Raw genomic sequence first — 19478 nt, 5'->3', positions numbered from 1 at the left:
TATTAAAAAAAACTGGCATACTAACCCTTAAAATATATGTATGGAGGTAGTTATGTCAGAAATGATATTAGAAAAAACACAGGGACGTGTAAGTTACCATGATTCGGTAGAAGAGATGCTCATAAGAATTCGGGATGACGGTTTATCCAGTGTGTTTTCCAGATGGGATGAACAGGAAAAGATCCGGTGTAAATTTTGTCTTCAGGGGTTAAGCTGTCAATTATGTACCAATGGTCCCTGCCGGATAAACGAACAGAAGGGACCGGAAAAAGGGGTTTGTGGCATTGGTGCTGATGCCATGGCGATGCGAAATCTTCTTATGCAAAATATAATGGGTGCAGCGACTTATGCTCATCATGCGTACGAGGCATTCCGGACATTGAAAGAAACAGGGAAAGGAAATACTGCTTTTCAGATAACCGATGAAGTGAAATTAAGATGGATGTGTGAAAAAACTGGAATTAATACCAATCAAAGTATTGGTCAGATGGCAACTTGTCTGGCAGAACTTTTGGATCGGGATATGAAGGGGGATCCAGATCAGAAAAGTATTATGACCGAGGCGTTTGCACCAAGAAAGCGGAAAAAGATCTGGAGAGATTTAAATCTTTATCCGTCTGGTATTGAACATGAAGTCCAAAACTGCATTGCAAGCTGCTTGACCAATGTGGATGGGGATTACGTTTCGCTTGCAAAAAAAGCCCTTCGTTTGGGGTTGTCTACCATCTATACAGCTCAGATTGGTCTTGAAATGACTCAAGATATCCTTTTTGGTACTCCAATGCCTCATGAGGTGGATGTAGATCTTGGAATTATGGATCCAGACTATGTAAACATTGCATTTAATGGGCATCAGCCATGGATTGGTGTGGCAACGTTGCAGTTGGCTAAAAAAGAAGAATATAAGGAATTGGCAAAACAATGCGGTGCCAAAGGAATTCATATTGTAGGCTCCATTGAAACAGGACAGGAACTCCTTCAGAGATTTGATATGGATGATGTATTTGTGGGACTTATGGGAAATTGGCTGACCATTGAGCCTTTTTTGGCAACAGGAACCGTGGATGCCTTTGTTATGGAAGAAAACTGTTCGCCTCCAGCCATTGATCAATACGCTGAAAAATATCAGGTTGCTTTGGTTAGTGTTAGTACCATTATTGGAGTCCCTGGAACGGAACATGAGATGCCATACTATCCGCAAAAAGCGGGAGAGATGGCCGAAAAATGCATTCACATTGCCATTGAGAACTTTAAAAAGCGGCATAATAAGATCAAACCAATGGTACCTGCCTATAAACAGAAAGCGATTGCTGGTTTCTCAACAGAGGCGGTTCTTCATGCAATCGGCAATGATTTAGATGCTTTGGTGGATGTTATTGCAAAGGGACAGATAAAAGGAATCGTAGCGTTAGCCAATTGCTCCACCTTAAGAAACGGCCCACAGGACTGGAATACGGTGAATCTAACCAAGGAACTGATTAAAAAAGATATTTTGGTGGTAGCTGGTGGTTGTGGAAACCACGGATTAGAGGTTGCGGGTTTGTGTAATCTGGATGCGATTGACCAAGCAGGAGATGGGTTACAGGGAGTGTGTAGAGCGCTTGGGATTCCTCCGGTCCTAAGTTTTGGTACTTGTACAGATACTGGGAGAATCTCTATGCTTGTCACAGCCTTGGCAGATCATCTGGATGTGGATATTTCAGATTTACCCATAGCGGTAACTGCACCGGAGTGGATGGAACAAAAGGCTACTATAGATGGGGTATTTGCAGTCGCATATGGAGCCTATACGCATTTATCTCCAACCCCGTTTATTACAGGAGCACCTAAGTTAGTGAAACTTCTTACTGAAGAAGTGGAAGGGCTGACAGGTGGAAAAATAGCGTTGGGAGACGATCCCATCCAAGTAGCGAATGATATAGAGACTCACATAATGAAGAAAAGGAAGAACATGGGACTATAGATGATATAAGACAAACAGACCGATTTTTCAGGAACTTTAAGTATAGTTAAAGCATGAAAAATCGGTCTGTTTTGTATGTTTCGTTGGTTACTGCAATGTTTAAACCAATCCCAAAAAACGTGCGGTAGTTGCAACTGCAAAGCAAAGAATCATGCCAGTTGCCGTTGGAATAGCAAAGGAAATCAGAGTCCATTTAAGACTTTGGGTTTCTTTTTTTATGGTCAGACATGTGGTGCCGCAAGGCCAGTGCATCAGAGCAAAAAGCATGGTACAGACAGCAGTCAGCCAGGTCCAGCCGTGGTCAATGAATAATGTATGCAGTTTGGTTAGGCTTTCCATATCCGTTAAAGTCCCAGTCGCCAAATAACTCATGATTAAGATGGGAACAACGATTTCATTTGCCGGAAAGCCCAGGATAAATGCCATCAAGATAAATCCGTCTAGTCCAAGAAGTCTGGCAAAAGGATCAAGAAAGCTGGCACAATGAGTAAGGAGACTCATATCTCCAACAGATATATTGGCAAGAATCCAGATGATAAAGCCGGCAGGGGCAGCCACCATGACAGCCCGGCCAAGGACAAAAAGAGTGCGATCTAAGATAGAACGTATAATTACCTTTCCCACGTTGGGACATCGGTAAGGAGGAAGTTCCAACTGAAAGGATGATGGGATTCCCTTCAATATTGTTTTGGAGAGCAATTTGGAAATCAATATGGTCATGAATACCCCTAAGACAATAACTCCCGTAAGCAGTAAGGTTGCAAGAACGGAAGAGAATAGGCCACCTGCTGCTCCTGCAAAAAACATGGTTATAATTGCAATCAGGGTTGGAAATCGACCGTTGCATGGAACAAAGTTGTTGGTAATAATTGCGATTAAACGCTCTCTGGGAGAATCTATAATGCGGCAGCCGATGACTCCGCAGGCATTGCATCCAAACCCCATGCACATTGTAAGCGCCTGCTTTCCATGGGCAGCAGCCTTCCGGAAAAGATGATCCAGATTAAAAGCAATTCTGGGTAGATATCCAAGATCCTCTAACAGCGTAAAAAGCGGGAAAAAGATAGCCATAGGAGGAAGCATAACAGAAATCACCCAAGCAAGAGTACGAAAAATACCATCAATAAAAATCCCTTGCAGCCATATTGGAGCTGAGATCCATTGAAAGAAGGTAATCAGAGGTTTCTCCAGTGAAAACAAAGCAGTGGAAAGCAGTTTTGAAGGGACATTGGCACCTGTTATAGTGAGCCAAAAAATACAAAACAGCAGTGCAATCATAATGGGAATACCAGTTAGTTTTGAAGTTAGTATTTTATCTATTTTACGGTCTTTGGATGCATATTCCCGACTTTCAAAGGTAACTGTATCATGAGCGATCTTTTCACATTCAGTTACAATTTTAGTTACAATATGATCTCTAAAATGGTCCAGTATACCTGCCTTTGAAAGTAGAATACGGGCTTCCATTATTTTTTCAGACAATGCTTCCTCTTGCATTAAGTCAAAGCCAAGATAAGTCTTTAACGATTGAAGAAGACTAAGATCCCCTTCTAACAGCTTCAGTGTAACCCAGCGGCTGTCAATCCGTTCATCGAGCAGCTTAGAAACTTCTGGCTCTACCAGTGTAACAGCCGCTTCGATTTCATCACTATATGTAACGGTGAAAGGACGAGTTTTTCGTGGATATTCTGTTAAAACTTCCACTTCATCCATAAGCCGTTTCATACCGTAACCAGATTTTGCATTGGTGCCGATAACTGGGATTTTTAGTATCGTTGATAGATGGTTTAAGTCAATACGGATCTTTTTTTTAGAAGCCTCATCAATTAGATTCACACAAAGAATCACTTGATTTGTGATCTCCAAAGTTTGTAAAACCAGATTCAAATTTCGTTCCAGGCAGGTTGCATCTGCAACAATGACTACAGCATCTGACGTTCCAAAACAAATAAAATCTCTGGCGATTTCTTCTTCAGTGGAATTGGCCATCAAAGAATAAGTTCCGGGGATGTCTACCATAATGTAGTTTTTTTCATGATAACGACATTTTCCTTGTGCATTGACGACTGTTTTTCCCGGCCAGTTGCCAGTATGCTGTTTTAATTTTGTCAGATGGTTAAATACCGTACTTTTCCCTACGTTTGGATTGCCACCCAGTGCAATGATTTTATCTTGTTCGGACTCTTTTATAATGTGCAGTCCGCAGTATTTTAAGATTCCTGTGCCGGTAGATGCACTTGTTAATCCCATATAAAACCTCCTGAAAAATTAGTTTCAAAGTTTTTCTATTATAATGTCAACACCTGAATGTGTTCCGTTACATCAGATCTCAGTGCAATTACGGCACCTCGAATTAAATAAGCAATCGGATTTCCGGCTGGGTTTTTATAGAGCAATTCGATTTCCGTTCCGTCAATAATGCCAAGATCAAGGATCCGTCTTCGGATGGAACCATCGGTTGTGATTTGGGATACAATTCCCTTTTGACCAGGGGATAGCTGGTTTAATAAAATTGGATCGTTCATAGAGAACAAGCCTCCTTATTCCATTTGTTTACGGCGAGAAACTTTCCCTAAGCTAATATATGGTTATGAAATGGTTTGTGTTACGAATATACTGGAGTAAAAGAAAGAAAAAGGAGTTGATCTTATCAATAACGTAAAAAAATCAGAGTTCAGAACCGTTCGGGGATATCAGTTAGTGAATCAAAAAGAAGGACAATTGACACCAGCAATGGAAGACTATCTAGAGATGACTTATCGACTCTGTAGTGAAAATGATTATGCCAGAGTGGGACAGCTGGCAAAACTGCTTAATGTGAAAGCTTCTTCTGTCTCGAAGATGATTGTAAAACTATCCCAGTTAGGTTACATCAAATCGGACCGCTATGAGAGCATAAAATTAACGGATACTGGAACAGATCTTGGGCGGTATCTGTTAAAAAGACATGAAACCATAGAATGTTTTTTAGAAATGTTGAGAAGCCCAGATGCCTTAGAAGAGACGGAGCTAATCGAACATTCACTGGGGGCAGAGACGGTAAGTAGTCTATCTTTGCTATTAGATCTGTTAAAGAAAGATGAAGTGGGGGAGAAAATCTTAGAAAAGTTTAATGAGTTAAGAGAACGGGTTTGATTTTTTGATCCCTGTTTCCCCGTAGCAATGATCCTGATACTGTTTGGGAGTTAGTCCAACTTCTTTTTTAAAGACTTCACAGAAATAACTTTGGGTTGGAAACGCTAAAAAAGATGCAATCTGAGAAGAGGAGTATTCGGAATATTTTAACATATTTTTTGCAGTTTCTATTTTTTGCTTTTTGATATAGCTGCGAATGGTACTGCCGGTCTCTTTTTTAAATAGCCTAGATAGATAACTGGAGTTTAAGTTCGTTTCATGCGCCAACTCTGTAACTGTAATTTTTTTGTGCAAATTGTTATAAATATAGTCGATACATTTTGATATGGGTTTTGAGCACACCTGGCTTTTTCTGATGGCTTTCATCTTTTGCGTGTAATGTAAGGACATATCCTTATGAATTCTAGAGAGTTGGTCTGCGCTTTTGCATTTGTCTGCTTTCAAAATATAGTAATCACTAAGGCTATAGGCCATTTCATGGCTCATCCCTCCCTCAATACAGAATCGGGCTACCATGGCGGCAGTGATAACAAGATGATATTTCATGTTTCGAAGTAAGTCTTCCGATAATTGGCCAAGTCCACTTTTTTCTGTAAAAGACTCTTCTTCACACAACTTTTTTACCTCATAGAGATTCCCTGATTTAATAGCAAAATAAAAGGCAAACTCAGGACTGTAGGGCGCATGGGACAAGCTGTGTTCCCGATTGATAAATTCCCGATAACTCATTTCTTTTTTTAGGCTCATAAAAATCCCCTTTTTTTACGTTATATCATATTTACGATAAAAATACAATGAAATTGATATACGAGCCTTTTTTATGCTGTTATGATAAAGTCACATAAGTTAAATTGGATTGGAGGCACTACATGAAAGCATTTGCCGGATACAAAAGAGGGATCAATCTTGGGGGGTGGTTATCTCAGTGTGAACATAAGAAAGAACATTACGAAACATTTATAACAGAAGAAGATATAAAACGCATTTCATTATGGGGATTGGATCATGTGAGGCTTCCGGTAGATTATGAGTTGGTGCAGAAGGAAGACGAGTCTGATCGAGAAGAGGGATTTGATTACATAGACCGTTGTCTTACATGGTGTGGACGATATGGACTGAATATGATTCTTGATCTCCATAAAACCGCGGGTTATTCCTTTGACGAGTTCGAGACTTCAGAAGGTTTTTTCCAAAGAGAAGATCTTCAAAATCGATTTATTTCATTATGGGAAACATTTGCAAAGCGATATGGAACATATGAAAACCGACTGTCTTTTGAATTGCTGAATGAGATTGTGGATCAGGAAGTTTCAGATATCTGGAATGGAATCGCGAGACGTGTAGTATCAAAGATTAGAGCTTATGCACCAACAATACACATACTTCTGGGGGGCGTAAGAAATAACAGCATTGAATCACTAAAACTACTTGACTTGCCTTATGATAAACATATCGTATATAACTTTCATTTTTATGAGCCACTTATTTTTACACATCAGGCGGCTTACTGGGTTAAGGGGATGCCATCGGATTTCTCCATTGCTTATCCGGCAGAGTATGAAGAAATACGTTGGAATACAAAGCAGTATCTTTCCAGTGATCAGGGGGCTATTTTTGAGAATCTAAGTTTGGAGAAAATGGATCTGTCTTTTTTTACAGCTTTATTGAAAGAGGCGGTACAGGTTGCGAAGGAGCGGAATGTTGCTTTATATTGTGGGGAATATGGAGTCATCGATCAGGCAGATATTTCCTCTACATTAAACTGGTATCAAGATATAAACCAAGCATTTGAAACTTTTGGGATATCGAGAGCCGCTTGGACCTATAAAGGGAAGGATTTTGGAATTACAGATGCCCATTACGCTGCCATATTCAATGAACTGATTCGATTATTATAATCAATGTTATGTTTGGGAAGGGAGTTTTTATATGGGAAAGAACGTGAAAAGGAAAATCGGTCTATGTTTTGGGGCTCTATTAATTGGGGGCATTGTGTGTGGTTTTAACAGTCACAGGGAGGTTCCGTCTTATGATGGTTATACGTTGTTGTGGAACGATGAGTTTGATGGAAATTCATTGAATACAAATCTATGGAATTATGAGCCTCATGAACCGGGATGGACCAATGAAGAACTTCAGGAGTACACTACGTCTAACAATAATGTAATGGTAAAAGACGGGAAACTGATCATCAAAGCCATAAAAACGAAAGATAACAGTGGCAATAATTATTATACGTCAGGAAAAATAACCACAAAGAATAAGAAAGATTTTACATATGGGAAAGTCGTGGTATCAGCTAAAGTTCCAAGGGGGAAGGGACTTTGGCCTGCCATCTGGATGATGCCTACCGATGAGGGACTTTATGGTCAATGGCCAAAATGTGGAGAAATTGACATCATGGAGGTACTTGGAAATCAACTAAATACTTCTTATGGAACCATTCATTACGGAGAACCACATGCACAGCAGCAAGGGACTTATGTACTGACCAATGGAACCTTCGCCGATGATTTCCACGAATTTTCTGTAGAGTGGGAGCCAGGGGAGATGCGCTTTTATGTAGATGGAACTCTTTACAAGACCATAAATGACTGGTTTACGGCTAAAGAAGGAGAAGAAGAGGAGCCCTATCCAGCTCCGTTTAATCAACCATTTTTCTTACAGTTAAATCTTGCGGTAGGCGGTACCTGGCCAGGCAATCCAGATGATAGCACAGATTTTAATCATGCTGATTTTGAAGTTAAGTATGTAAGAGTTTATCAGAAACCATATTATGATCCCAATGTAAAAAAACCAGAAAAGGAATTCAGAGAACCAGATAGCACCGGAAACTACATTGTTAATGGTTCGTTTAAAGAGTATGAAAATTTATCGGATGAGAAAAACTGGACTTTTCTAACGACCCAGAATGGAAGGGGAGATGCATCAATTCAGGATAACACCTTGAAGATTTATTCCCAGGCAGAGGGGGATGTGGATTATTCCATACAATTGGTTCAGCCTAATCTTCCCATGAGGAAAGGGACAAGATATCGGTTGAGTTTTGATGCCTGTGCCTCACATAATAGAGACATCATTGTATGTGTATCTGCACCGACCAATGGGTGGATCCGGTATCTGAAAGACACCAAACAGTCACTTACAACGAATTGGCAGACATACAGCTATGAATTTGACGTATCAGGCAAAGACGATCCCAATGGAAGAGTGGAGTTTAATTTGGGACACAGGGGTTCCACTGCAGCGGTATCCTTAAGGAATGTAAGATTGGTTGCTGTCAATCAATAGAATTTTTTGAACTTTAAAACCGTCAATGGGCGAATGCTCTTTGGCGGTTTTTGGGGTTGTTCAATATATTCATAGCACAGACAAAATATTAAGATTGATTTTAGAGGTTGAATCTAGGTAAGATAAGAAGGAGCAAGTGAAAGAATTCGTTTGGAGGAACTTCTTATGGAGAAATTAAAGTTAATCTATGACAAGCCGGTGGCATATGAAGAGGCAGGACCGGATACAGAAGAAATTTGGAACGAGGCACTTCCCATTGGAAGTGGTAGCATAGGGGCTATGGTCTTTGGGGGCGTTTGCAAGGAAAAATTACAACTCAATGAGGATACCATCTGGTATGGCAGAGGGGGACGAAATCGGGTCAATAAAAAAGCAAGAGATCATTATTTAGAAGTTCGTAAATTGCTGGAAAAAGGGGAGATTGAAAAGGCCCAGAGTCTTGCAAAAGATACGCTGATGCCAGTTCCTGACCAGCAAAGAAATTACAGTACAGCGGGGGAAGTTTGGCTTACTTTCCATGAGGAAGAAGCGTTTCACCATTATAAACGATGTCTAGATCTGAATGAGGCAGTGGTGACACTAGAATATTCGTTGAAAGACAGGTCCTATCAAAGAGAATATTTTGCAAGTGCAGTCCATCGAATTATTGCCATTCATCAAGAAGCAGGAGAAGGGGAGACGTTAAATGGGTGTATTGCTTTATCAAATTTTAGAAAGAATGTGGAAGCAATTACGGTTCACCCAGGTGGTCTGCTTTCCCTCACAGGAGTGGAAGGTGGAGGTGGCTGTAAGTACTGTATTATGGCGGCTATTAAAAAGGAAGGTGGTACCGTGGAAATTTACAGAGATCAGATTCGGATCAAAGATACCGATTCCTTTACTGTTTATCTGACCATAAGAAGTGATTTCTATCAGGATAATCCAGTCTCCTGGTGTATGAATACGTTAAATACCGTTTTACAGCTCCCATATGAACAAGTAAAACAGGCACATATGTTAGAATACAAAAGCTATTTTGGCCGAGTAGAGTTTACACTGAAAACAACAGAGGATAAAGAACATCTTCCAGTACCAATGCGACTAGAAAGAATAAAAAGAGGAGAGAAAGATCTCGGACTAATTGCAGCATATTTCCAATTTGGACGGTATCTACTGATTTCCAGCAGCCGTCCTGGATCACAGCCAGCTAATCTTCAGGGAATCTGGAACCGGCTGGAACATCCAGCATGGGGAAGTAAATATACCATTAACATCAATACAGAGATGAATTATTGGCCAGCAGAAACCTGCAATCTATCAGAATGTCATATGCCATTGTTTGATTTGATTCGCAGAATGCTTCCCAATGGAGAAAAGGTTGCCAGAGATATGTACGGATTATCCGGGTTTGTTGCTCATCATAATACAGATTTGTTTGGAGACTGTGCTCCTCAGGATTCAGTTATGTCCTCTACGATATGGCCATTGGGAGCAGCTTGGCTTTGCCTCCACATCTGGAATCATTATGAATACACCCAGGATGTTTTTTTTCTAAGGGAACATATGGTCCTGTTAAAACAGGCAAGTCGATTTTTAACCGAATACCTGTTTGAAAATCAGCATGGAGAATTGGTAACGGGACCATCCATATCACCAGAAAATACCTATATCCATTCAAATGGGCAATCCGGTCAACTTTGTATCGGACCCTCCATGGATACAGAGATTATCAAAGATCTTTTTACGGCTTGTCTAAAGGCGGCTAAAATAACCGAATGTGAAGATGAGTTCACACAACGGATTGAAACATTACTTCCCTGCCTGCCATCTCTTTCCGTGGGGAAACATGGGCAGTTGATGGAGTGGGCAGAAGATTATGAAGAGGCCGAGCCAGGACACCGTCATATTTCTCATTTGTATGCACTTTATCCATCGGAACAGATAACCTTTGAAAAAACGCCAGAATTGATGAAAGCGGCCAGAGTGACACTTGAGAAACGTCTGGCCAATGGTGGTGGTCACACGGGCTGGTCCAGAGCCTGGATCATACATATGTGGGCGAGATTAAGAGACGGAGAGAAAGCGGGAGAAAATGTAGAGGCGCTGCTGACTCAGTCCACCTATCCCAATCTTTTTGATCGCCATCCACCGTTCCAGATTGATGGTAATTTGGGGGGGACTTCAGGAATTGCTGAAATGCTGTTACAGTGTATGGACCATACCCTTTATTTTCTTCCTGCTTTGCCTAAAGACTGGTCCGAAGGAAGTGTCACCGGATTAAAAGCCAAGGGAGCGATAACGGTTTCTTTATCCTGGAAGTCTGGTCAGTTAAAACAGGGCAGATTGGTGGTGGAACGGGGAGGGAGAGTCGCTTTCCGAAAACCAGACAGCATCGGTAACATAGAAACTGACCCGAAGGTTCATAGGGAGCAGGAAGGATCGTATATCGTATGTGATTGCATTAAGCCTTATGAAGTACAGTTGACGTCATAAATCTTTTTTTAGTTCTTTCGTAGGGGAGGTAATTATGCTAGATGCAACAAAGAGACCAGATAGAAAAATAACAGAAGTAAAACGCGTTCTGGATGGATTGATTCTATATTCAGAGGATGGAACGATGAAGTTAGAACCAATGTCACCGGATATCATTCGCATCGTGTACACCAAAAAGGATACATTTGTTACAAAAAAAAATCCTGGGATAGTACCCATGAAATCGTTCAATCAGTGGAATGTGGAGGAGTTGGAGCAGGAAATCCGATTGGTTACGTCACGTCTGTTTCTCCGGATTAATAGGGCGTCTGCTTCCATTGGATACTATAAAGCAGGTGGCAGGCTTCTTTTGCAGGAACGGGAGTTTGAGAGCAAGGATTTGGTGGAATTTGATAGTTATAAGGGAACAAAAGATGGAAATTCCAAGTTAAACCAAATTGAAACACCTGATGGAATCAAAGAAGTGGTGACAGATGTTACGAAAGTTTTTGACCAAAAACTATATAAAACCAGACTGCACTTAAACTGGCAGGACGGGGAGGCCTTGTATGGATTGGGCCAGCAGGAAGAAGGAAATTTAAATCTCCGAGGTCAGACAGTCTATTTGCATCAGGCCAATAAAAAGATAGCAGTTCCCCTATTGGTGTCCAGTTTTGGGTATGGGATTCTTATGGATACATACAGCCCCATGATCTTTAGTGATACCAGTTATGGTTCCTATCTCTATACGGAAGCGGATCTTGAGATGGATTATTATTTTATCCATGGTGAAACCATGGATGGAGTCATCAAGGGATACCGAAATCTTACAGGCAAAGCAGTGATGCTTCCTAAATGGGCATTCGGTTTTATTCAGTCACAGGAACGGTATGAGACAGCAGATGAATTGATTCACGTGGTGGAAAAATACAGGGAGTGTGAGATAGGGCTGGATGGGATTGTTTTAGACTGGTGTTCTTGGGAAGGAGACTTGTGGGGACAGAAAAGTTTTGATCCAAAGCGGTTTAAAGATCCAAAGGCAATGATGGAGAAGCTTCACGAAATTCACGCCAATCTTATGATTTCAGTCTGGCCGAATATGAGCAAAGACGGAGAAAATTATAAGGAATTTGAAAAAGAAAATTTACTGCTTCCACTTAGCAGTATTTATGATCCTTATCAAGAGGAAGGGAGAAAACTTTACTGGGAGCAAGCGCAAAGAGGATTGTTTTGTCATGGAATCGACGCATGGTGGTGCGATTCTAGTGAACCATTTACCCCAGAGTGGAATCAAATGGGGCAACCGGAACCAAGTACTATGTATCACCAGTTTTATGAGACAGCCAGCCAGTGCATACCGGCTCAGCTGACCAATTCTTATGGCTTATTCCACGCAAGAACCATGTACGAGGGACAACGCAGTCAGAGCAATGAAAAGCGGGTGATGAATCTTACTCGGAATGGGTACACCGGACAGCAAAGATATGGAACGGTTTTATGGTCTGGTGATATAAGTGCCACATGGGATACCTTAAAAATACAGATTGCCGCTGGTCTCAATCTCTGCGCAAGTGGTCTTCCTTACTGGACACTAGACATCGGAGGGTTCTTTGTAAAAAAAGGGGTACCATGGTATTGGAATGGGGATTATGAATTGGGATATGAAGATGAGGGGTACCGGGAATTGTTTACAAGGTGGTATCAGTATGGAAGTTTTCTTCCGATTTTTCGGAGTCATGGTACGGATTTTAGAAGAGAACTTTGGAATTTTAGATCACCAGGCAGTCCCTTTTACGATGCACTGGTTAAAATCAACCAATTGCGGTACCGGTTGATGCCGTATCTCTATTCTATGGCTGCAAAGGTATGGAAAGATGATAGTACCATGTACCGGATGCTGGCATTCGACTACCCAGGGGATGCGTTAGCCAGAGAGACGGCTGATCAGTTTTTATTTGGAACCAGTTTAATGGTTTGTCCGGTAACAAACCCAATGTATTTTGAGAAAAATTCCAGACCCCTTGAGGGAGTTGAAAAATCAAGAGAGGTTTATCTTCCAGAAGGAAATGGCTGGTATGATTTCTGGACGAATGTTTCCTATGAGGGAGGACAGACGATAAAAGCAGATGCTCCCCTTGACCGAATCCCTCTTTATGTGAAAGCGGGGAGTATCCTTCCAATGGCACCGTTTATGCATTACGTGGATGAGAGATTAGATGCCTCCATAGAAGTGCTTGTTTACCCAGGCAGGGATGCTTTATTTGAACTTTATGAGGATGAAGGAAACAGTTACCGGTATGAAGAAGGGCAATATGCGATTACAAGGATGAACTGGTTGGAGGAGAACCGAAACCTTCAAATCCACAAACCAGAAGGGAACTATAGAGGAATGGGGGGGGATCGGGAATTTAAGATTCAGTTGATCGGAGTATGAAAAACCTACCAAACGTTCTCTCGATTCTTCGTATTGTCCTGTCTGTGGTATTAATACGGATAGATGATTGCTGGGAACTTTTTTTGATCCTATATTTTGTGTGCGGAATTACCGATATACTAGATGGCTTCCTTGCCAGAAGATATCAACTCACATCGGCTGCTGGTGCCGCCATCGACAGTCTTGCTGATTTTATCTTTTTGATTGCTTCGTTAACTGGAATGATTTGTTTTTATGGATTAAAAATCCATGGTGCGGTCATCATAGGCGGACTTATTATCGCTGTGATCAGAGTGTTGAATTTCGTCATTACGAAGAAAAAATTCAATCAATATGGAATGATCCATACCGTAGGGAATAAATTATCTGGATTCATCCTCTTTTTTGTATTCCCCTTTGGGATAGCAACGGGTCATATACCGTTTGTGGTTATAGTTATCCCCTTTCTAGCTGCACTGGAGGAGACCCTTCTTTTACTCATAATGGATCGTTACAACCCCAATGCAGGCAGCTTATTTGACTCGAAATTAAATTCATAATAGGAAAACTGAAGGGTGAGTGCTTGCCATCCAATCATTAAAAAACAGCCGTTTAAATTGACAAAAACAGCTGTTTTTTATTTCTGGTTTTTTCGGTATTGACTTGCTGTTAACTGATAATATTTACGAAACGCATAGGAAAAATGTTGAACAGAAGAGTAATTAAGCAGATCTGAAATCTCAGAAATATTTAAATCTGGGTTGTCTAGATAAATCTTAGCCATGGACATTTTGGCATCCGTTTTTTTCTGAAGAAATGTTTTTCCATAATAGTCTTTTAAAAACCGTTCCGTTTGACGGACACTCAGACCAAGGCGGTCTGCCAACAATTCCAAAGTCAGCGTTTCAAATTCATAAAGAAAACTTTCTTCCACAATGAGATATTTGCTGTCTACCAGATTTGAGGGAGAAAAATGCTGTTTGGAATGGGTTCTGTTTTCGTAATTTCTTACAATCTTAACAATACATTGCTGAAGAAGAGCTTCTACCTGAATCATGTATCCAGTATATCCATGCTCCAGCTCAAAGAATATCTGCTGCATCAAAGGGTAAAGTTCCTGAGAATCCTGTCCAAACCAAAAATGAGTTTGTTCAAATTTATAGGCTACGGAATCTTTGGATGTTTTTTGTCCAGTGGAATTCTTTTTTAGTTTAAAATAGATACAATATTCGGTCATAGGATCATTCTTAACCGGGATCTGTTCGTGTTCCACATGAGGGCCAGTCATATAAAGAGTATTGGGGGCTATGTCATAAATCTGATTGTCAATGCTTACCTTTCCATGGCCATAGGGAATGTAGTGAATCTCATAACTGTTGTTTCCGTGGCTGTGTCTGGGCATGGAACGAAGAAACCGTTCAAATACAATGTTTAATACCAGAAACGTCGTATCGTTGATGACTGTCTTAATATTTAAATCCGTAAAAACCTTTCTCATTGCAGCACCTCGCTGATTGATTCCATATGCATCCAGAAATATTTGCTTCCAGTTTACCAGTGTGGATTCCGGAAGTCAAGAAATGTTCGAGAACACGACAGAAATGCCCCTTGTTTGTCTCGTTCGCTACTTATAATTTTGTGCAAATCCAATATAATGAAAAGAGAATGAAACAAAAAATTGTACATATTTAAGGAGGAAGCCATATGTCATTCGTCACATCAATACAAATGCTGTCTGACGCTCAAAAGGGTGGATATGCAGTGGGAGCTTTTAATGTAGAGAACATGGAGATGGTAAAAGCAGTCATTGCAGCGGCAGAAGAACTGAGAGCACCAGTTATGCTCCAGACCACACCATCAACCGTACGATATGGAAAACTAGAGACCTATCAGGCGATGATATCTGCAGAAGCAAAAAAAGCAACCGTTCCCATATGCCTCCATCTAGATCATGGAAATAGTCTGGAACTTGTAGTGCGTGCCATCCATGTTGGATATACTTCGGTGATGATTGATGGGTCTATAGAAGACTTTGAAACCAACATAGCACTTACAAAAAAAGTGGTAGAGATTGCAAATGTATGTAACATTCCAGTGGAAGCAGAACTTGGAAAAGTAGGAGGAAAGGAAGATGATTTATTCTCAGAAGAAGAAACCACCACCAAGCCTATGGAAGCCAAAGAATTTGTGGAGAGAACCGGAGTGGATTCTCTGGCGGTTGCAATTGGAACGGCTCATGGCTTTTATGCAAAGACTCCTATCCTTAACAAAGAAAGAATTAGTGAGATTAAGAAGGTTGTTTCCATTCCATTGGTTCTTCATGGAGCTTCTGGACTTACAGATGAAGATGTAAAGGAGTGCGTGCAGAGAGGGATGTGTAAGGTCAATTTTGCAACAGAATTAAGAGGGGCCTATTCAAATGCGGTGAAAAATTTGTTTTTAGAACACCCGGAGACCATAGATCCCAAAAGCCTTGGAAAGGCTGGGATGGAGGCAGTCAAAGATCTGGTTAAAAAACGTATGATTGTATGTGGCTGTGATCATAAGATAGATTAACAGGTTAACGGAGGACACAATGGGACCTTATTTATTAGGAATTGATATCGGAACAAGTGCCTGCAAAGCAGCCGTGTTTGATAAAGATGGGAAAGTAATGGCAGCCGCCAATGGGGAATATGGAGTCTATTATAAAAAACCTGGATGGGCAGAACAAGACCCCATGGAGTGGTGGATGGCCGTATGCAGCGCAGTAAAGGAGATCTTTACTCAGACTGGAGTCCGGGCAGAAGAGATTGTAGGAATCGGAGTTGCCGGGCAAAGCTGGTCTGCCGTTTCTGTGGATAAAGAAGGGGAAGTTTTAACCAATACTCCCATCTGGATGGACACCAGATCAAAGGAAATCTGCAAAGAGCAGAATCAGAAAATAGGGGAAGATTCTATCTTTCGTTTATCTGGGAACACACTCCAACCTTCTTACAGCACTGGAAAAATCATCTGGTATCAGAAACATATGCCACAGGTATACAGAAAAACAGCAAAGATTCTCCAGTCCAACAGTTATATTGCCTTTAAATTGACGGGAAATATGACACAGGACCTGTCTCAAGGGTATGGGCTGCACTGTTTTGATATGCACCATGGAACTTGGGATCTGGATATGTGCAGAGCGCTTTCAATTGACCCGGATCTACTTCCAGACTTGTATCCCAGTGATGAAATCATAGGTCATGTAACCCCAGCTGCAGCAAAAGAAACAGGGCTGATCGCAGGAATCCCTGTGGTTGCAGGCGGTCTGGATGCCGCCTGTGGAACGTTAGGTGCAGGGGTGATCCATGGAGGGGAGACCCAGGAACAGGGAGGTCAGGCTGGGGGCATGAGTATTTGCTGTGACCGTTGTCAGGCAGACCCCAGACTGATACTCAGCTATCATGTGATTCCGAACCGATGGCTGTTACAGGGGGGAACAACCGGCGGAGGCGGTGCCATGCGATGGCTGGAGAAAGAATTTGGAGCGCATGAAAGAGAAGAAGGGGGAAAACGAGGGAAATGCTCCTTGGATTTATTCAATCAACAGGCGGAAAGGATTGCCCCAGGATGTGATGGACTTATATTCCTCCCTTATATGATGGGAGAACGTTCCCCCATCTGGAATCCACAAGCAAAGGGCGTATTTTATGGTTTGGATTTTAGAAAGACCAAAGGACATTTTATTCGTTCGGTTATGGAAGGGGTTGCTTTTTCACTTTTACACAACTTAGATGCAGCAGAGGAAGCAGGTGCAAACGTTCAGGTACTAAAGGCCATGGGAGGTTCTGCCAACTCCCTTTTGTGGACGCAGATTAAAGCAGATATCACAGGAAAGCCAGTTGCGGTTTTATCATCGGATACTTCCACAACTATGGGGGCTGCCATTCTTGCCGGAGTAGGAGTGGGCATGTATCTAAACTACGAGGAAGCGATTCAGCTGACCGTGAAAAACAAGCGCTACCATGTACCAAATGCAAAAAACAAACAGGTCTATGATGAGAACTATGGAATCTATCTTAAACTGTATGAAAACTTGAAAGAACTAATGAATGGGAAAGGGGATTGTTAAAGAATGAAAGCAGCAGTTGTATGTGCCAACGAAGATGTCAGATACTTAGATTACGAGGAACCAAAGACAGAGGCGGGTACCGTGAAAGTAAAAATAAAGGCATCGGGGATATGCGGTTCCGATCTTCCAAGAGTGTTACACCATGGAGTTCATTTTTATCCCATAGTCCTAGGACATGAATTTTCCGGGGATGTGGTTGAAATTGGAGAAGGGGTAACAGATGTTAAGGTAGGGGACCGGGTTTCTGGTGCACCATTAATTCCTTGTATGAAGTGTGACGATTGTCAGAATGGGAATTTCTCCTTGTGTAAACACTACAGCTTTATTGGTTCCAGACAGCAGGGAAGCAATGCAGACTATGTGGTGATACCAGAAAAAAATGCAGTGGTTTTTGACAAAAGTATTTCCTACGAACAGGGAGCCATGTTTGAACCATCTACCGTGGCACTTCATGGAGTCTTTTTAAATGATTATAAAGGTGGAGAGACAGTCGCTGTTTTAGGAGGGGGGACCATTGGCCTGTTTACCATGCAATGGGCAAACATATTTGGAGCCAAAAAAGTAGTGGTATTTGATGTCAGTGAAGAACGGCTGGCACTTGCTAAAAAGCTGGGAGCAGATGAAACCATAAATACAACCAAAGATGGCTATATGGAAACTGCCATGGCAATAACCGGAAAGAAAGGCTTTGATTTTGTATTTGAAACTGCAGGACAGGTTGCAACCATGCAGATGGCGTTTGAACTAGCGTCGAACAAATCTCATGTATGCTTTATAGGAACGCCTCATGAGGATCTATCTTTCACTCCAGCTATGTGGGAAAACATGAATCGAAAAGAATTTAAATTAACAGGTTCCTGGATGTCTTATAGTTCGCCTTTTCCTGGAAAAGAATGGAAGCTGACAGCTCATTATTTTGCGACGGGTCAGTTAAAATTTGATTCTGGACTTATCTATAAAAAGATGCCCATGAGTCAGGCAAACGAAGCATTCCAGATGTTTAAAACCCCAGAACTTGTAAAGGGGAAAATCTTACTGATGAATGAAGAGCAGGAGGAAAGATGAAAGAGATAATAAATAAAACCTTGATCCCAAATGTTACCTTACATACAGGGGAGAAAATTCCATGTGTGGGAATGGGAACGTTTGGATCAGATCGTTTTACCTCAGAAGAAGTATCAAATGCAGTCGCCGGAGCCATTCGCTGTGGATATCGTTTATTTGATTGTGCTGCTTGCTATGGGAATGAGAGCTTAATCGGAGAAGTATTTCAAAACGCATTTGACAAAGGCGTAGTCAAACGGGAAGAACTAATTATTATAACAAAAGTATGGAACGACATGCACGATAAAGTGGAGGAATCTGCAAAGAAGAGCATTGCAGATTTATGTTGTGACTATGTAGATATCTTTTTTATTCACTGGCCATTCCCCAATTATCATGCGCCCCATTGCGATGGAGATTCCCGCAATCCTGATTCTAGACCATTTCGCGCAGAGGAATTCTTAAATACATATCAACAGTGCGAACAACTGGTGGAAAAAGGGCTTATAAAAAACATTGGAATCTCCAATATGACCATACCAAAGTTAAAGGCAGTTCTTCCGCGGATGAAGATCAAACCGGTCGCTTGTGAGATGGAACTTCACCCTTGTTTTCAGCAAAAAGAATTGTTTGATTATCTGGTTGCAAATAAGATCCAGCCGGTAGGATTTATGCCCCTTGGGTCTCCACAAAGACCAGAACGAGATATGTGCCCAGAAGACATTGCGGATCTTCAAACCCCGAAGATGAAGGAAATTGCTGCCGCTCATGGGGTACACCCAGCGTTAATTGCTCTAAAATGGGCACAGCAGAGGGGACAGATTCCCATTCCTTTTTCCATACACGAACAAGAATATAGGAGTAACCTAAAAGCCATGACAGAGGATCCTCTTACACCCAAAGAGATGAAAGAAATCTCCACTCTGGAACGGAATAACCGGTTGGTAAAAGGCCAGGTATTTCTCTGGGAAGGGGCAAAAGACTGGCATGACTTGTGGGACGAAGAAGGGCAGATCGTAACGTAGCAGAAGAATAGAATTATTCCGGAGTTATGCTTTTACTCCGGAATTTTTACTGTTTCTTAT

At 41.4% G+C, this 19478-nt stretch carries 15 protein-coding genes; 11 read left to right on the top strand and 4 right to left on the bottom strand.

Translation table 11 applies throughout. From position 1 onward, the window contains the following. Positions 1-52: 52 nt before the first annotated feature. The gene (gene cooS / locus EFT72_RS06900; protein ID WP_124066177.1) at positions 53-1963 is read left to right on the top strand and encodes an anaerobic carbon-monoxide dehydrogenase catalytic subunit; all 1911 of its coding nucleotides are present in this window, start codon (positions 53-55) and stop codon (positions 1961-1963) included. 99 nt (positions 1964-2062) lie between these two features. On the opposite strand, the gene feoB is transcribed toward cooS, so the two are convergent. Both feoB and EFT72_RS06890 read right to left on the bottom strand, forming a co-directional pair. Continuing rightward, a complete protein-coding gene (gene feoB, locus EFT72_RS06895; RefSeq protein WP_124066176.1) occupies positions 2063-4213 on the bottom strand; it encodes a ferrous iron transport protein B in 2151 nt (716 codons plus the stop codon). Between the two features lie 38 nt (positions 4214-4251). Then, positions 4252-4488, bottom strand: coding sequence for a FeoA family protein (locus tag EFT72_RS06890; RefSeq protein WP_124066175.1), 237 nt, complete (start codon positions 4486-4488; stop codon positions 4252-4254). 124 nt (positions 4489-4612) lie between these two features. Between EFT72_RS06890 and EFT72_RS06885 the strand changes: the two genes are divergently transcribed. Further along, positions 4613-5098, top strand: a complete 486-nt coding sequence (locus tag EFT72_RS06885; protein WP_124066174.1) for an iron dependent repressor, metal binding and dimerization domain protein — start codon at positions 4613-4615, stop codon at positions 5096-5098. On the opposite strand, the gene EFT72_RS06880 is transcribed toward EFT72_RS06885, so the two are convergent. Further along, entirely contained in the window at positions 5081-5845 is a 765-nt protein-coding gene (locus EFT72_RS06880) for an AraC family transcriptional regulator (RefSeq protein WP_124066173.1), read from the bottom strand. The genes EFT72_RS06885 and EFT72_RS06880 overlap by 18 nt on opposite strands. Positions 5846-5967: 122 nt before the next feature. On the opposite strand from EFT72_RS06880, the gene EFT72_RS06875 reads away from it, so the two are divergent. From EFT72_RS06875 to EFT72_RS06855, 5 genes are all read left to right on the top strand, one after another. After that, positions 5968-6996, top strand: coding sequence for a cellulase family glycosylhydrolase (locus EFT72_RS06875; RefSeq protein WP_124066172.1), 1029 nt, complete (start codon positions 5968-5970; stop codon positions 6994-6996). A gap of 31 nt (positions 6997-7027) precedes the next feature. Then, on the top strand, positions 7028-8389 hold the full coding sequence (locus EFT72_RS06870; RefSeq protein WP_124066171.1) for a family 16 glycosylhydrolase: 1362 nt from the start codon (positions 7028-7030) through the stop codon (positions 8387-8389). A 165-nt stretch (positions 8390-8554) separates the two neighbouring features. Further along, positions 8555-10861, top strand: a complete 2307-nt coding sequence (locus EFT72_RS06865) for a glycoside hydrolase family 95 protein (RefSeq protein ID WP_124066170.1) — start codon at positions 8555-8557, stop codon at positions 10859-10861. A 34-nt stretch (positions 10862-10895) separates the two neighbouring features. Next, positions 10896-13274 (top strand): glycoside hydrolase family 31 protein, encoded by a 2379-nt coding sequence (locus EFT72_RS06860; RefSeq protein WP_124066169.1) that lies wholly within the window; start codon positions 10896-10898, stop codon positions 13272-13274. Further along, positions 13271-13813, top strand: coding sequence for a CDP-alcohol phosphatidyltransferase family protein (locus tag EFT72_RS06855; protein WP_124066168.1), 543 nt, complete (start codon positions 13271-13273; stop codon positions 13811-13813). Before EFT72_RS06860 ends, EFT72_RS06855 begins: the two co-directional genes overlap by 4 nt. 77 nt (positions 13814-13890) lie before the next feature. Here EFT72_RS06855 and EFT72_RS06850 read toward each other — a convergent pair whose 3' ends face one another. Next, the gene (locus tag EFT72_RS06850) at positions 13891-14751 is read right to left on the bottom strand and encodes an AraC family transcriptional regulator (RefSeq protein WP_124066167.1); all 861 of its coding nucleotides are present in this window, start codon (positions 14749-14751) and stop codon (positions 13891-13893) included. A gap of 206 nt (positions 14752-14957) precedes the next feature. Between EFT72_RS06850 and EFT72_RS06845 the strand changes: the two genes are divergently transcribed. From EFT72_RS06845 to EFT72_RS06830, 4 genes are read left to right on the top strand one after another with little or no spacing between them, the layout of a single operon-like run. Further along, positions 14958-15809, top strand: coding sequence for a class II fructose-bisphosphate aldolase (locus EFT72_RS06845; protein WP_124066166.1), 852 nt, complete (start codon positions 14958-14960; stop codon positions 15807-15809). Between the two features lie 19 nt (positions 15810-15828). Continuing rightward, positions 15829-17349 (top strand): xylulokinase, encoded by a 1521-nt coding sequence (gene xylB / locus EFT72_RS06840; protein ID WP_124066165.1) that lies wholly within the window; start codon positions 15829-15831, stop codon positions 17347-17349. Between the two features lie 3 nt (positions 17350-17352). Beyond that, on the top strand, positions 17353-18414 hold the full coding sequence (locus EFT72_RS06835) for a galactitol-1-phosphate 5-dehydrogenase (protein WP_124066164.1): 1062 nt from the start codon (positions 17353-17355) through the stop codon (positions 18412-18414). Beyond that, complete coding sequence (locus EFT72_RS06830; RefSeq protein WP_124066163.1) at positions 18411-19418, top strand: aldo/keto reductase; 1008 nt, start codon at positions 18411-18413, stop codon at positions 19416-19418. Before EFT72_RS06835 ends, EFT72_RS06830 begins: the two co-directional genes overlap by 4 nt. Positions 19419-19478 lie beyond the last annotated feature (60 nt).

It is taken from the genome of Clostridium sp. E02 (assembly GCF_003833015.1).
Lineage (GTDB): Bacteria > Bacillota > Clostridia > Lachnospirales > Lachnospiraceae > Lacrimispora.
This window is presented reverse-complemented; position numbering and strand designations above follow the sequence as displayed.